General features: G+C 38.6%; 15 protein-coding genes and 1 pseudogene. All 16 read left to right on the top strand.

Annotated features, from left to right (window positions below):
* Window position 1 precedes the first annotated feature (1 nt).
* The 16 genes and pseudogenes from prfA to HT718_RS06400 all read left to right on the top strand — a co-directional run bounded on the left by prfA (window position 2) and on the right by HT718_RS06400 (window position 14796).
* Entirely contained in the window at window positions 2–1081 is a 1080-nt protein-coding gene (gene prfA / locus HT718_RS06475; RefSeq protein WP_173267920.1) for a peptide chain release factor 1, read from the top strand.
* Window positions 1081–1917, top strand: a complete 837-nt coding sequence (prmC, locus tag HT718_RS06470) for a peptide chain release factor N(5)-glutamine methyltransferase (protein WP_173267919.1) — start codon at window positions 1081–1083, stop codon at window positions 1915–1917. The genes prfA and prmC overlap by 1 nt, the downstream gene beginning before the upstream one ends.
* Window positions 1901–2503 (top strand): L-threonylcarbamoyladenylate synthase, encoded by a 603-nt coding sequence (locus HT718_RS06465; RefSeq protein WP_173267918.1) that lies wholly within the window; start codon window positions 1901–1903, stop codon window positions 2501–2503. The genes prmC and HT718_RS06465 overlap by 17 nt, the downstream gene beginning before the upstream one ends.
* A 1-nt stretch (window position 2504) precedes the next feature.
* Entirely contained in the window at window positions 2505–2936 is a 432-nt protein-coding gene (locus tag HT718_RS06460) for a GNAT family N-acetyltransferase (protein ID WP_173267917.1), read from the top strand.
* A gap of 60 nt (window positions 2937–2996) precedes the next feature.
* On the top strand, window positions 2997–4253 hold the full coding sequence (glyA, locus tag HT718_RS06455; RefSeq protein WP_173267916.1) for a serine hydroxymethyltransferase: 1257 nt from the start codon (window positions 2997–2999) through the stop codon (window positions 4251–4253).
* A gap of 7 nt (window positions 4254–4260) precedes the next feature.
* Window positions 4261–5235, top strand: coding sequence for a nucleoid-associated protein (locus HT718_RS06450; RefSeq protein WP_061759148.1), 975 nt, complete (start codon window positions 4261–4263; stop codon window positions 5233–5235).
* Entirely contained in the window at window positions 5235–5849 is a 615-nt protein-coding gene (pmp23, locus tag HT718_RS06445) for a cell wall hydrolase Pmp23 (protein WP_033680340.1), read from the top strand. The genes HT718_RS06450 and pmp23 overlap by 1 nt, the downstream gene beginning before the upstream one ends.
* A gap of 73 nt (window positions 5850–5922) precedes the next feature.
* Window positions 5923–6897 carry a DUF1002 domain-containing protein gene (locus HT718_RS06440; RefSeq protein WP_173267915.1) on the top strand — a complete coding sequence of 325 codons (975 nt, stop codon included), beginning with the start codon at window positions 5923–5925 and terminating at the stop codon, window positions 6895–6897.
* A 74-nt stretch (window positions 6898–6971) separates the two neighbouring features.
* Entirely contained in the window at window positions 6972–8327 is a 1356-nt protein-coding gene (gene rlmD / locus HT718_RS06435) for a 23S rRNA (uracil(1939)-C(5))-methyltransferase RlmD (RefSeq protein ID WP_173267914.1), read from the top strand.
* A gap of 32 nt (window positions 8328–8359) precedes the next feature.
* Entirely contained in the window at window positions 8360–9103 is a 744-nt protein-coding gene (locus HT718_RS06430; protein ID WP_140832762.1) for a CPBP family intramembrane glutamic endopeptidase, read from the top strand.
* 287 nt (window positions 9104–9390) lie between these two features.
* Window positions 9391–10197: an alpha/beta hydrolase gene (locus HT718_RS06425; RefSeq protein WP_173267913.1), complete on the top strand. Its 807-nt coding sequence runs from the start codon at window positions 9391–9393 to the stop codon at window positions 10195–10197.
* A gap of 11 nt (window positions 10198–10208) precedes the next feature.
* Window positions 10209–10321: pseudogene (locus HT718_RS06420) on the top strand (ADP-ribosylglycohydrolase); the annotation flags it as partial.
* Window positions 10322–10372: 51 nt separating this feature from the next.
* A complete protein-coding gene (locus tag HT718_RS06415) occupies window positions 10373–10990 on the top strand; it encodes an SAP domain-containing protein (protein WP_173267912.1) in 618 nt (205 codons plus the stop codon).
* Window positions 10991–11030: 40 nt separating this feature from the next.
* Window positions 11031–11885, top strand: coding sequence for an ADP-ribosylglycohydrolase family protein (locus HT718_RS06410; RefSeq protein WP_173267911.1), 855 nt, complete (start codon window positions 11031–11033; stop codon window positions 11883–11885).
* A gap of 122 nt (window positions 11886–12007) precedes the next feature.
* Window positions 12008–12892: a diacylglycerol kinase family protein gene (locus HT718_RS06405; protein WP_173267910.1), complete on the top strand. Its 885-nt coding sequence runs from the start codon at window positions 12008–12010 to the stop codon at window positions 12890–12892.
* Window positions 12893–13053: 161 nt separating this feature from the next.
* Window positions 13054–14796 carry a glycoside hydrolase family 13 protein gene (locus HT718_RS06400; protein WP_173267909.1) on the top strand — a complete coding sequence of 581 codons (1743 nt, stop codon included), beginning with the start codon at window positions 13054–13056 and terminating at the stop codon, window positions 14794–14796.
* Window positions 14797–14884: the final 88 nt, after the last annotated feature.

The following is a 14884-nucleotide window of genomic DNA, read 5'->3' as shown; positions in this document are numbered from 1 at the left end:
AATGAACATCTTTGATCAACTACAAGCTGTAGAAGACCGTTATGAAGAATTAGGAGAATTGCTGAGTGACCCTGATGTCGTTTCAGACACCAAGCGTTTCATGGAACTTTCAAAAGAAGAGGCTTCAACTCGTGACACAGTAACAGCCTACCGTGAGTACAAACAAGTCCTTCAAAACATCGTTGATGCCGAAGAGATGATTAAGGAATCGGGCGGAGATGCGGACTTGGAGGAAATGGCCAAGCAAGAATTGAAAGATGCCAAGGCTGAAAAAGAAGAATACGAAGAAAAACTAAAAATCTTGCTCCTTCCAAAGGATCCAAACGATGATAAGAATATCATCCTTGAAATCCGTGGAGCAGCTGGTGGAGATGAAGCGGCACTTTTCGCTGGAGACCTTCTAACTATGTATCAAAAGTATGCGGAAGCCCAAGGCTGGCGCTTTGAAGTCATGGAGGCTTCTATGAACGGTGTCGGCGGTTTCAAAGAAGTGGTTGCTATGGTTTCGGGTCAATCTGTATATTCTAAGCTTAAGTACGAATCAGGTGCCCACCGAGTGCAACGTGTTCCTGTGACAGAAAGCCAAGGTCGTGTACACACATCAACTGCGACAGTTCTTGTCATGCCTGAAGTGGAAGAAGTAGAGTATGATATCGATCCAAAAGACCTTCGTGTTGATATTTACCACGCATCTGGTGCTGGTGGACAGAACGTCAATAAGGTTGCAACTGCCGTTCGTATCGTTCACTTACCAACCAATATCAAGGTTGAGATGCAGGAAGAACGTACCCAGCAGAAAAACCGTGAGAAAGCCATGAAAATCATTCGTGCGCGTGTTGCTGACCACTTTGCCCAGATTGCCCAAGATGAACAAGACGCTGAACGTAAGTCAACAATCGGTACTGGTGACCGTTCAGAACGAATTCGTACTTATAACTTCCCACAAAACCGTGTCACAGACCACCGTATCGGCTTGACCCTCCAAAAACTAGATACCATTTTGTCCGGTAAATTGGACGAAGTTGTGGATGCCTTGGTGCTCTATGACCAAACACAAAAATTAGAAGAATTAAACAAATAATGAAATTAGCTCAATTATTTTCAGATTTTGAAGAAGAGTTGATAAGACAAGGAGAGGAAGCAGAAAGCCTCTCTTTTGTCTATCGAAGCCTTAAAAATTTATCCTTTACAGATTTTGTCTTTGCCCTCCAGCAAGAGGTAAACAAGGAAGAAAAACAATTTGTAAAAGGAATTTTCCAACAGTTAGCAGCTCATAAACCAGCCCAGTATATCATTGGTCATGCAGATTTTTATGGAATGCAGCTAAAAGTGGATGAGCGTGTTTTGATTCCTCGTCCAGAGACTGAGGAGCTGGCTGAGCTTATCTTGGCTGAGAATCCTGAGACGAATCTTTCAGTTCTGGATATTGGAACAGGTAGTGGAGCTATTGCTCTCGCTCTAGCAAAAAACAGACCAGATTGGTCAGTGACAGCAGCGGATATTTCCCAAGATGCTTTAGATTTAGCTAACGAAAATGCTAAAAATCAAAATCTTCAAATATTTTTAAAAAAATCTGACTGTTTTACAGAAATTTCTGAAAAATATGATATAATTGTTTCCAATCCACCCTATATCTCTCGTGAAGATGAGTCAGAGGTCGGCTTGAATGTTTTGCATTCGGAGCCTCATCTAGCTCTCTTTGCAGACGAAGATGGCCTAGCTATTTACCGTAAAATTGCGGAAGATGCAAAGTACCATCTTAAGGATGGTGGTAAGATTTACCTTGAAATTGGATACAAGCAAGGTCAAAGTGTTCCTGATCTTTTTAGGAAAAATCTTCCTGAAAAACGAGTACGAACACTTAAGGACCAATTTGATCAAGATAGGATGGTTGTGGTTGATGATGGACAGGATTAGAAAAGAGTTGGAAAAGGGCGGAGCTGTTGTTCTTCCTACAGAGACAGTTTACGGTCTCTTTGCCAAGGCTCTAGACGAAAAAGCAGTTGATCATGTATACCAGCTCAAACGTCGTCCTAGAGATAAGGCACTAAATCTTAATATCGCCTCTCTAGAGGACATCTTGAACTTTTCTAAGAATCAGCCATCTTATCTGCAAAAACTTGTAGAGACCTTTTTGCCAGGTCCCTTGACCCTTATTCTTGAAGCAAATGACAGAGTTCCCTATTGGGTCAATTCTGGTCTTGCAACTGTTGGATTTCGGATGCCTAGTCATCCCATTACCCTTGATTTGATTCGAGAGACAGGTCCCTTGATTGGGCCGTCTGCTAATATCTCAGGTCATGCAAGTGGAGTGACCTTTGCTCAAATTCTAGAGGATTTTGACCAAGAGGTTTTGGGGCTAGAAGACGATGCTTTTCTAACTGGACAGGATTCAACTATTTTGGACTTGTCTGGAGACAAGGTGAAAATCTTACGCCAAGGGGCGATTAAACGAGAAGATATTCTTGCTCGGTTGCCAGAGATTTCTTTTGAGGAGGCATGAGATGCTAAGAGATTTAAGAGAAACTGATGTGAAAGCCATTTGTGAAATTAACCAAGAAGCCTTAGGCTATTCTTTTAGTCCAGAGGACACGGCTAGTCAATTAGCTAGACTATCTCAGGATTCCCATCATTTCCTTCTTGGCTATGAGGATGAAGCTAGTTATGCCTTGCTTGGATATGTCCACGCTGAGGTCTATGAATCCCTTTATTCCAAAGCAGGATTTAATATTTTAGCCTTAGCAGTTTCACCTCAAGCGCAAGGTCAAGGTATTGGTAAAAGCTTATTACAAGGGTTGGAGCAAGAAGCAAAAAGACGTGGTTATGGATTTATCCGCTTAAACTCTGCCAATCATCGTCTGGGTGCTCATGCATTTTATGAAAAAGTTGGTTATACTTGTGATAAAGTTCAGAAACGGTTTATTCGCATCTTTTAGTTTACTTTCTTACTGTAAAATTAAATTAAGGGACCAGTCACACTATAAAGGAGAAGACCTATGATTTTTGACAAAGATGATTTTAAAGCATATGATGCTGATCTCTGGAATGCTATTTCCAAAGAAGAAGAACGCCAACAAAACAACATTGAGTTGATTGCTTCGGAAAACGTGGTTTCCAAGGCAGTTATGGCAGCTCAAGGGTCTATCTTGACGAATAAATACGCCGAAGGCTACCCAGGACGCCGTTATTATGGTGGTACAGATGTGGTAGATATGGTAGAAACTCTAGCCATTGAACGCGCAAAAGAAATTTTCGGTGCTAAATTTGCCAATGTCCAACCTCACTCAGGAAGCCAAGCTAACTGTGCGGCATACATGGCCTTGATTGAGCCAGGTGATACGGTTATGGGAATGGATTTAGCAGCTGGTGGACACTTGACTCACGGAGCTCCTGTCAGCTTCTCTGGTCAAACCTACAACTTTGTTTCTTATAGTGTGGATCCTGAGACCGAACTCTTGGACTTTGATGCTATTTTGAAACAAGCCCAAGAAGTAAAACCAAAACTGATTGTAGCAGGTGCTTCAGCCTATTCTCAAATTATCGACTTTTCAAAATTCCGTGAAATTGCTGATGCTGTTGGTGCTAAGCTCATGGTGGATATGGCCCATATCGCTGGTTTGGTTGCGGCTGGTCTTCACCCAAGCCCAGTACCATATGCCCATATCACTACAACAACGACTCATAAAACCCTTCGTGGACCACGTGGTGGTTTGATTTTGACCAATGACGAAGAACTTGCTAAGAAAATCAATTCAGCTATTTTCCCTGGTATTCAGGGAGGTCCTTTGGAACATGTTGTGGCTGCGAAGGCTGTTTCCTTCAAAGAAGTTTTGGATCCAGCTTTCAAGGAATATGCTGCCAATGTTATCAAGAACAGCAAGGCTATGGCAGATGTCTTCTTGCAAGACCCTGATTTCCGTATTATTTCTGGCGGGACTGAAAACCATCTCTTCCTTGTTGATGTGACTAAGGTTGTAGAAAACGGAAAAGTTGCTCAAAACTTGCTGGATGAAGTCAATATTACCCTAAATAAAAACTCAATCCCTTACGAAAGCTTGTCACCATTCAAGACAAGTGGGATTCGTATCGGAGCAGCAGCCATTACTGCACGTGGATTTGGTGAAGAAGAAAGTCGCAAAGTGGCTGAACTGATCATTAAAACCCTTAAAAATGCAGAAAATGAAGCTGTTTTAGAAGAAGTGAAAAGCGCGGTCAAAGAATTGACAGATGCCTTCCCATTATACGAGGACTAAAACTTTTATGGACATTTATATTAAGAAAGCTATTATCCATCAGTTTAGCCCGGATGATACCGAGCTGTTTCTAGCGGATAAGTTTCTCAATATCACTCCAAAAATCGAAGAATACTTGCGTAAAAAAATTGAACGTGTGTATTCAGATGAAGCTAAGACTGGGATTTTCGAGGAAGAAAATCCCTTCTTCAATCATATCACAGACGATTTGTTGGAGACATCAGTAACACTGGCTAATCTCTGGAAAGAGGAGTTCAGCATTTCCGAAAATCTAAAGACCAATGACTTGATTTTTGTGCAATTTTCTAAAGAAGGCGTGGAACATTTCGCTTTCTTACGAATTGCCCTGCGAGAGACCTTGACCCACCTCGGAGGAGAAGTTGATAATCCAATCAAGTTGACTCAGAATAACCTTCCTGGATTTGGAACAGGTGCCGACGAAGCCTTGGTGGTCAATCTTCAGAGTCGCAAGTACCATCTGATTGAAAAACGAATCAAGTACAACGGGACTTTTTTGAACTATTTTTCAGATAATCTTCTTGCTGTCACCCCTAAAATTTCACCCAAGAAATCTATCAAAGAACTAGAAAAGACGGCACAGCGCATTGCTGAAACCTTTAACACAGATGATTTTCAATTTCAATCTAAGGTCAAATCAGCGATTTTCAACAACCTAGAAGAAAGCAATGAGTTGTCACCTGAAAAATTGGCCAATGACCTTTTTGACAACAATCTGACGGCTCGTTTGAGCTTTATTGACCAAGTTAAAGAATCTGTACCAGAACCTGTTCAATTTGATGAAATTGATGCCAGTCGTCAGCTTAAAAAATTTGAAAACCAAAAACTCTCCTTGTCAAATGGAATTGAGCTCATCGTTCCCAATAACGTCTATCAAGACGCCGAGTCTGTTGAGTTTATCCAAAACGACAATGGAACCTACTCTATCTTAATCAAAAATATCGAGGATATTCAAAGTAAATAATGTTTAAACGAATTCGAAGAGTGCTTGTACTAGCAGTCTTCCTTTTTGCTGGCTATAAAGCTTACCGCGTTCACCAAGATGTCAAACAAGTCATGACCTATCAACCCATGGTGAGAGAAATCTTGAGTGAAAAAGACACCCCAGCAAACGAAGAGCTTGTGCTCGCTATGATTTATACTGAAACAAAAGGAAAAGAAGGCGATGTTATGCAGTCTAGTGAGTCTGCAAGTGGCTCTACCAACACTATCAATGATAATGCTTCTAGCATTCGGCAAGGTGTTCAAACTCTGACAGAAAATCTTTATCTGGCCCAGAAGAAGGGTGTAGATGTCTGGACAGCTGTTCAAGCCTATAATTTTGGACCTGCCTATATCGATTTTATCGCCCAAAATGGCAAGGAAAATACCTTGGCTCTGGCCAAACAGTACTCTCGTGATACTGTTGCTCCCTTGCTTGGTAATACCACTGGAAAGACTTATAGTTATATTCATCCCATTTCCATTTTTCACGGTGCTGAACTCTATGTAAATGGAGGAAACTATTATTATTCTAGACAGGTTCAACTCAACCTTTACATCATCAAAACTTTCACTCTCTTTTCGACATCTGGCTAGGTCAGGTGTTTTTGTTATAAGTTTTCTTTAAGATAGATATATTACTCTAGAAAGGTAAAGGAGGAAATTCCCTATGAGAAAGAAACTCTTTCTGACTAGTGCTGCGGTCTTGTGGGCAGTAACAGCTATGAATAGCGTCCATGCAGCAACAGATGTTCAAAAAGTCATCGATGAAACCTATGTCCAACCTGAATATGTCCTAGGTTCATCCCTATCTGAAGACCAAAAAAATCAAACCCTTAAAAAACTGGGCTACAATGCCTCAACAGATACCAAAGAACTCAAGACTATGACACCTGATGTCTATTCTAAAATCATGAATGTGGCCAATGACTCTAGTTTACAGTTGTATTCATCAGCCAAGATTCAAAAACTAGGTGACAAGTCGCCACTTGAGGTCAAGATTGAAACACCAGAAAACATCACTAAGGTGACTCAGGATATGTACCGAAATGCAGCCGTAACTTTGGGTGTGGAACACGCCAAAATCACTGTAGCAGCACCTATTCCCGTTACAGGTGAGAGTGCCTTAGCAGGAATTTATTATTCACTAGAAGCTAATGGAGCCAAGGTGCCACAAGCCAATAAAGACTTGGCTCAAGAAGAGTTGAAGGCTTTGTCAGATATCAATGCTGAAAACAAGGACAAAACTGGTTATGATGCTAATAAATTAAACGTTGCACTAGCCGATATCAAGTCAGGACTTGCCAAAGCTAAAGAAGGCAAGGGAAATCTGACGGAGGAAGATGTCCGTAAAATCGTTGAGGATACCTTGAAAAATTACAAACTTGATCAGGTGATAACAGGAAACCAGATCAATATGATCATCAATTTTGCTTTGAATCTCTCAAAGAGTGATATCCTCAGCAATGCAGACTTCACTAAAACCCTAAATGACCTTAAACAAAGTATTGTTTCACAAGCTGGCGGCAGTTTTAAAAATATTAACCTTAACTTTGATGCTGATAAGGCACTAGAGGACGGTGGGAACTTCTTAAGCTCCCTTTGGCAGGCCATTGTCAACTTCTTCAAGAGTTTTGGTTCTTAAGAAATTTCATGGTATAATAGATGGTAACCGTAACGTTGCCGTCTTTTTTTGTCGGCCAATAGAAAGAGAAGAGAATGTTAAAGAAAAATGATATTGTAGAAGTTGAAATTGTTGACTTGACCCATGAAGGAGCAGGAGTTGCCAAGGTGGATGGTTTGGTATTTTTTGTTGAGAATGCTTTACCAAGCGAAAAAATACTCATGCGTGTCCTCAAAGTCAATAAAAAGATTGGCTTTGGGAAGGTTGAAGAATACCTTGTCCAATCACCACACCGTAATCAAGATCTAGATTTGGCTTACCTGCGTTCAGGAATCGCGGATTTGGGTCATCTTGCCTATCCAGAACAGCTCAAATTTAAAACCAAGCAAGTTAAGGACAGTCTATATAAGATTGCTGGAATTGATGATATAGAGGTTCCTGAAACTTTAGGTATGGAAAATCCAGTCAAGTACCGCAACAAGGCGCAGGTGCCTGTTCGTCGTGTGAATGGTGTCTTGGAAATAGGATTTTTCCGTAAGAATTCGCATGACCTCATGCCTCTAGAAGATTTCTTTATCCAAGATCCTGTGATTGATGAGGTAGTTGTAGCCCTACGTGACTTGCTCCGTCGTTATGACCTGAAACCTTATGATGAAAAGGAACAATCTGGCTTGATTCGAAATCTTGTGGTGCGTCGTGGACACTATTCTGGACAAATCATGGTCATTTTGGTAACAACTCGTCCCAAAGTTTTTCGTGTGGACCAATTGATTGAACAACTGATTAAGCAGTTCCCAGAGATTGTGTCTGTTATGCAAAATATCAACGACCAGAACACCAATGCGATTTTTGGCAAGGAGTGGAAAACTCTTTATGGTCAAGACTATATTACCGACCAAATGTTGGGAAATGACTACCAAATCGCTGGTCCCGCTTTTTACCAAGTCAATACTGAAATGGCTGAAAAACTTTATCAAACAGCCATTGACTTTGCGGAGTTAAAAGAAGATAATGTGGTCATTGATGCCTATTCCGGTATAGGAACGATTGGATTATCCGTTGCAAAGCATGTCAAAGAAGTCTACGGTGTTGAAGTGATTTCAGAAGCGGTTGAGAATAGCAAGAAGAATGCTCAACTGAACAATATTTCAAACGCCCACTATGTCTGTGACACAGCTGAAAATGCTATGAAAAATTGGCTCAAGGATGGGATTCAACCAAGTCTTATCCTAGTGGACCCACCAAGAAAAGGACTCACAGAAAGCTTTATCAAGGCAAGCAGTCAAACAGGAGCAGACCGCATCGCCTATATCTCATGTAATGTCGCAACCATGGCGCGTGATATCAAACTTTACCAAGAATTGGGATATGAATTGAAGAAAGTCCAGCCGGTGGATCTTTTTCCGCAGACGCACCACGTAGAATGTGTTACTTTGCTAGTAAAATCCTAGAAACCTTGGAATGAATCAATAAGGAAGATAAAATGACAGAAATTGACAAAAAAAATTTAAAAAATTATCTTTATTGTACATTTGGAATTACTTATATAGCTTGGGTGCTTCTTGCCATATTTACTCAATCTCATATTTTGGGATTAGAAACATTTATAGGGAGAATGTTACATATAGTAGGTGCACTTGGTCCAGCTATTGCAAGTGGCTTTTATTTGAAAAGGAATAATATAAAATTTAAACATTTTGTATTTAATAAAAGAAAAAACAGTAGTATTTATTTCATTATTCATTTGTTAGCAATTTTGATACTATTTTCTGTATCTTCCTTAGAATTAAATGGAGTATCAATTTATCTGATGCCTTTATTCTTTATACAACTAATTTTTTTTGGTGGTGGACATGAAGAATTAGGATGGAGAGGAATATTACAGCTATTACTTGATAAAAAATATACTTATTGGCAATCTAATTTGATGGTAGGATCAATTTGGGGAATGTGGCATCTGCCTTTATGGTTTATAGTTGGAGAAAGTCATCAAGGATTTCCTTTTATTTTATTTTTTATATATACATTATTTTTAAGTTTTGTTTTAGGGCTTCTTTACCGTCAAACGAAATCTGTGGGATACTGTATATTATTTCATGCGTTTGCAAATTTGTTAAATCTCTATTTTGTGTTAAAAATTAATGTTATTTTTATTATCATTTTTATTGGTTATTTTATTTATACTATATTGGCGAGTAATAGGATTAGTAAGGAAACAACATTTTAAAATTTAGATCAGCATATCCATTATTGAAGGTAATAATCGGTCTATCTAGATAATCGATTTTAAAGAATTTTCTGTTGTAATTTCAAGTGGAATGATGAATGTCGTTTCTTTTGGAACTGGCGAAAATCTTTCCGTTCCACAGTATCATTTTAAAATGATTTTTCATTGCCTTTTGTTTATTAATATAAAAGAAGAATATTAACACACGTTGAGGCGGTATCACTGCTTATTCAAACTGATTAAACAAGGATGTAGCTAGTGAAAATCCTACAGTAAGGAGTTTAAACATGAAATTCCATGAATTTGGGGATAAGAATTTACCTCCTATCTTACTAATACACGGTGGCGGCAGTTCTTGGTGGAATTATCTTCGTCAAGCACGTATCTTGTCAGAAAAATACCGTATTATTCTACCCACTTTGAATGGCCACGGCGAGGAATATCAACTTGATTATGTTTCTACTGAAGATTCGGCTTTGGAGATTCTAGACTATATCAAAGCAAACTGTGGTGGGAAATTGTTTGCAATCGGTGGTGTTTCACTTGGTGGTCAAATTGCCATGGAGCTTTTATCTTTAGATAGTGAAATTGCTGAGAAGGCCATTATAGACGGAAGCCTCTGTATTCCTCAACCAAGGTTAGCTAAAATCAGCATCTTTCTAGTGTCTCTATTTGGTAAATTGATGTTCAATAAATTCTCTTGCAAACTTCAGTTAAGCATGATGAATAAACTCTATCCTAAACTGGCTTATCCAGAGGAAATAAAAGCTTATTATTTGGAGGATCTGCCAAGGACGCCTGTCAAAACATTGGTGACCATTTACAAAACCTATATGGGACATTACAGGTTGAAAGATATGATTTCTGCTAGCAAGGCTCAGGTTCTGTATATCTATGGTGAAAAAGAATTGAACTGTGTGAAAGAATCAGCGAAATTATTTCATCAGCTACATTCAAATACAATTTTGTATGAAGCAAAGGGCTATAACCACGGCTATTTATCAGCTTACCTACCTTATGAGTGGATTTATTTGGTGGTGCCATTTTTAAAGAGTGATTCATTAGAAATGTTTAACGAATCTGATATGCCATAAGGAGGAAACGGATGCTAGGAGCAATAATTGGAGACATTGTAAACTCTGTTTACGAATGGAACAATATCAAAACGAAGGATTTTCCTTTATTTCTTGAGGATTGTTTTTCACGGATGATACGGTAAGTCCGCTATTTTGAGATGACAACCTAAATTGGTTTTAAGGAGGTGTTATATTGATAGAAAGCAGACCTGAGTTTGATAAAATCGCATCCTTTGATGAGTTTAATAAATACTATTGGTATCGTGATGAACTTTCACAGATATGCAAGTCATTAGGACTTGAATATAGAGGGACAAAGCAGGAACTAAATGATATTATTGAGCAGTACTTTAAGGGGAAGTTGATTAAAAAGTCATCAATAAAAAGGAAAAAGAAACAAGTAGAAGCTATTAGCTTAGATACACCCTTGTTTGAATGTGGATTCTCTTTTAACACTAACTTTAGAGAATATTTCTCAACTTTAACTGGTGTTTCGCCATTTAAATTTACTGCTGATATGGCTACAGCTTGGAGAAAAGTAAAAAGAGAAAATGATTTGAGTTTTACAATCCAAGATATGCTAAAAGTCTATTATGGAAATTCAGATTATGCTAAATATAATCATTCGGTTTGTCAATGGAATCAGTTTTTAAAGGATTTCTGTGCAGACGAAAATAGTCGCACCTACTCGAACAAACTAAAAGTAGCTTCTATTCTTTGGAAAGAAGTTAGAAATTCAAAGGCTGAAAAAATTTATTCAAAGAATCTTTTGACTGAATATGCTGATAAAATAAACGAGTATGGGAAATAGAAAAATCAGTCTAAGCCAATAGTTCACAAGGAGGAATCTTATGCTAGGAGCAATTATTGGAGATATTGTCGGTTCTGTTTACGAATGGAACAATATCAAAACGAAGGACTTTCCTTTATTTCGGAAGGACTGCTTTTTTACAGATGACACGGTTATGACCTGTGCTGTTGCAGAAGCGATTATGAATGGAGGACAAAAAGACGACTTCATTGACGCGATGAAGAAATATGGCAGACTGTATCCGAATGCTGATTACGGTGCTCGGTTTAATGCATGGCTAAACAGCGATAACCGTGAGCCTTATAATAGCTTTGGGAATGGATCAGCTATGCGTGTTTCTCCATGTGCTTGGGTCATGGACTGTGATGTCTATGAGAGAACTGGTACGTGGCCATCATCTAGAGAACTTGCGAGCCTTTCTGCAGAGGTAACCCATAATCATCCAGAAGGTATTAAAGGTGCTATGGCTACAGCTGATGCTATCTTTCTGTGTCGTTATTACTTTGGTGGTTATTGTAGAGAATACGAGCAACCAATTAATGACAATCATACAGAGTGTAAAAGACGGATTAAGGATTATATAGAGAAGGAATACAGCTACAATTTATCTCAAACTTTAGATGAGATTCGCCCTACATACCGTTTTAATGAAACATGTCAGGAAACTGTCCCTCAAGCCATTATCGCCTTTCTTGAGAGTACAGACTTCGAAGATGCGATAAGAAATGCCATCTCACTTGGTGGCGACAGTGATACTCTGGCTGCAATTACTGGCAGCATAGCAGAGGCAGCTTACGGCATTCCTGATTGGATTAAGGATAAGGCCTATTCTTACTTGGATGAATCCTTAAAGGATGTACTCAGACGATGGGATAATAAGGTTGATATAAAATAAAAGAGTTTAAATCTATAGTACTTCATATTTCTCTTTTCTGTACTTTCATTATATAATGGGAGTGCATTTACTTACACACGATGAAATGTAAACATTTTTAACGAATTTTGAGGAGAAAACCAATGAAAAAAGCAATGGTAATTATCAACCCTACCTCTGGTGGTGAGAAGGCTTTGGATTACAAAGATAAGCTGGAAAATAAAGCAAAAGAATACTTTGAGCACGTGGAAACCAAAATTACCGAAAAGGCGCTGGATGCAACACATTTTGCTGAAGAGGCTTCTCGTGAGCAGTACGATGCAGTGGTTGTGTTTGGTGGAGATGGAACTGTCAATGAAGTTATTTCGGGTATTGCTGAGAGAGACTACGTTCCTAAGTTGGGTATTATCCCTGGGGGTACGGGTAACCTCATTACAAAACTTTTGGAAATCAATCAAGACATCGATGGCGCTATTGATGAACTGGATTTTGATTTAACAAATAAGATTGATATTGGTAAAGCAAATGATAACTATTTTGGTTATATCTTTAGTATCGGTTCCCTTCCAGAAGCGATTCACAATGTTGAAATCGAGGACAAGACAAAATTCGGTATTTTAGCCTATGCTGTTAATACCATGAAATCTGTCATGACGGATCAGGTTTTTAACATTAAGGTTGAAACAGAAAATGGAAATTATATTGGTGAAGCAAGCCATGTTTTGGTTCTCTTGACAAATTACTTCGCTGACAAAAAAATCTTTGAAGAAAATAAAGATGGCTATGCCAATATTTTGATTCTAAAAGATGCTTCAATATTCTCCAAATTATCGGTCATTCCTGATTTATTGAAAGGCGATGTTGTCGCAAATGATAATATCGAATATATCAAAGCGCGGAATATTAAAATCTCCTCTGATAGTGAATTAGAGTCAGATGTTGACGGCGATAAATCAGATAACCTACCTGTAGAGATTAAGGTACTGGGCCAACATATTGAAGTATTTTCAAAACCGAAAGAGGAATAGTATATAGATAAAGCCTTTTTGAGGCTTTTTTGTATACTCAAAAAGATAGTTCTTTTAAAAATGGACTATTCTTGCAAATAGTTTACAAAAATAGTATACTGGATTTATTAATTTTGAAAACGTTTGCGTTAAGTTAAATTTAAAATTTAGGAGACAAGTTAATGGAATTAAGTGCTATTTACCATAGGCCTGAGTCGGAGTACGCCTATCTTTATAAGGATAAGAAACTTCATATTCGGATTCGAACTAAGAAAGGGGACATTAAAAGCATCAACTTGCATTACGGGGACCCTTTTATCTTTGTGGAGGAGTTTTATCAAGATGCAAAGGAAATGGCTAAGCTGACTTCTGACGCCATCTTTGATTATTGGCAGGTTGAAGTATCCGTTGACTTTGCACGTATCCAGTATCTCTTTGAAGTCACGGATACAGAAGGCCAGAGCATTTTGTACGGCGATAAAGGATGCGTGGAAAATTCTCTAGAAAATCTTCATGCTATTGGAAATGGATTTAAGTTGCCTTATATTCATGAGATTGATGCATGCCAGGTTCCTGATTGGGTTTCAAATACGGTGTGGTATCAGATATTTCCTGAGCGATTTGCCAATGGAAATGCTCGATTAAATCCAGAAGGGACATTAGACTGGGATTCCTCTATCACACCTAAAAGTGATGATTTCTTTGGTGGGGACTTACAAGGCATTATTGACCATCTGGATTACTTGCAAGACTTGGGCATTACTGGACTTTATCTTTGTCCCATCTTTGAATCGACGAGCAATCACAAGTACAATACGACGGATTATTTTGAAATTGACCGTCATTTTGGAGACAAGGAAAGCTTTCGGAAACTGGTAGAGCAAGCTCATCAGCGTGGCATGAAAATCATGCTGGATGCTGTATTTAATCATATTGGTTCGCAATCGCCTCAATGGCAAGATGTTGTAAAAAATGGTGAACAGTCTGCTTATAAAAATTGGTTCCATATTCAACAATTCCCAGTGACGACTGATAATCTTGCTAATAAGAGAGAATTACCCTATCATGCTTTTGGTTTCGAGGACTATATGCCTAAGCTAAATACAGTCAATCCAGAGGTCAAGGACTATCTTTTAAAGGTTGCGACTTATTGGATTGAAGAGTTTGATATTGATGCTTGGCGTTTGGATGTGGCTAATGAGATTGACCATCAGTTTTGGAAGGATTTTCGCAAGGCAGTTCTAGCTAAAAAAACTGATCTTTATATCCTTGGAGAAGTTTGGCATACGGCTCAGCCTTGGCTAAATGGAGATGAGTTCCATGCGGTCATGAATTATCCTTTATCTGATAGTATCAAGGATTATTTCTTACGAGGTGTTAAGAAGACAGAGCAGTTCATCGATGAAATCAATGGCCAATCTATGTATTACAAACAGCAGATTTCAGAAGTAATGTTTAATCTCCTAGATTCGCATGATACAGAACGAATCTTGTGGACGGCCAATGAAGACGTTCAACTGGTTAAATCAGCCTTAGCCTTTCTCTTTTTACAAAAAGGAACACCGTGTATCTATTACGGAACAGAGCTAGCCTTGACCGGAGGACCGGATCCAGATTGTCGTCGTTGTATGCCTTGGGAACGTGTATCAAGTGACAATGATATGCTGAACTTTATCAAGAAGCTAATCAAGATTCGCCAACATGCGTCAGCAAGCATTCAGCATGGCAAGTATAATCTCCAAGAAATCAAAGCTGATGTACTAACCTTGCAATGGAATTACGATAACCAAGTCCTCAAAGCCATTTTCAACCAATCAAAAGAAGATTATCATTTACAAAAAGAAGCAGTTTCACTAGCAAGCAATTGCCAAGAATTGGAGAATCAGCTTGTCATCTCTCCAAAAGGATTTGTGATTTTTCATTAAAGAGCAATTATGAGCGACAGGAAAATTGTAGTATCGAGAGTATTTTATAAACAGACTATTTGTCGTCTTGCTACAATTGGTATATAAT

The organism is Streptococcus sp. 714, from assembly GCF_013277115.1.
GTDB lineage: Bacteria > Bacillota > Bacilli > Lactobacillales > Streptococcaceae > Streptococcus.
This window is presented reverse-complemented; position numbering and strand designations above follow the sequence as displayed.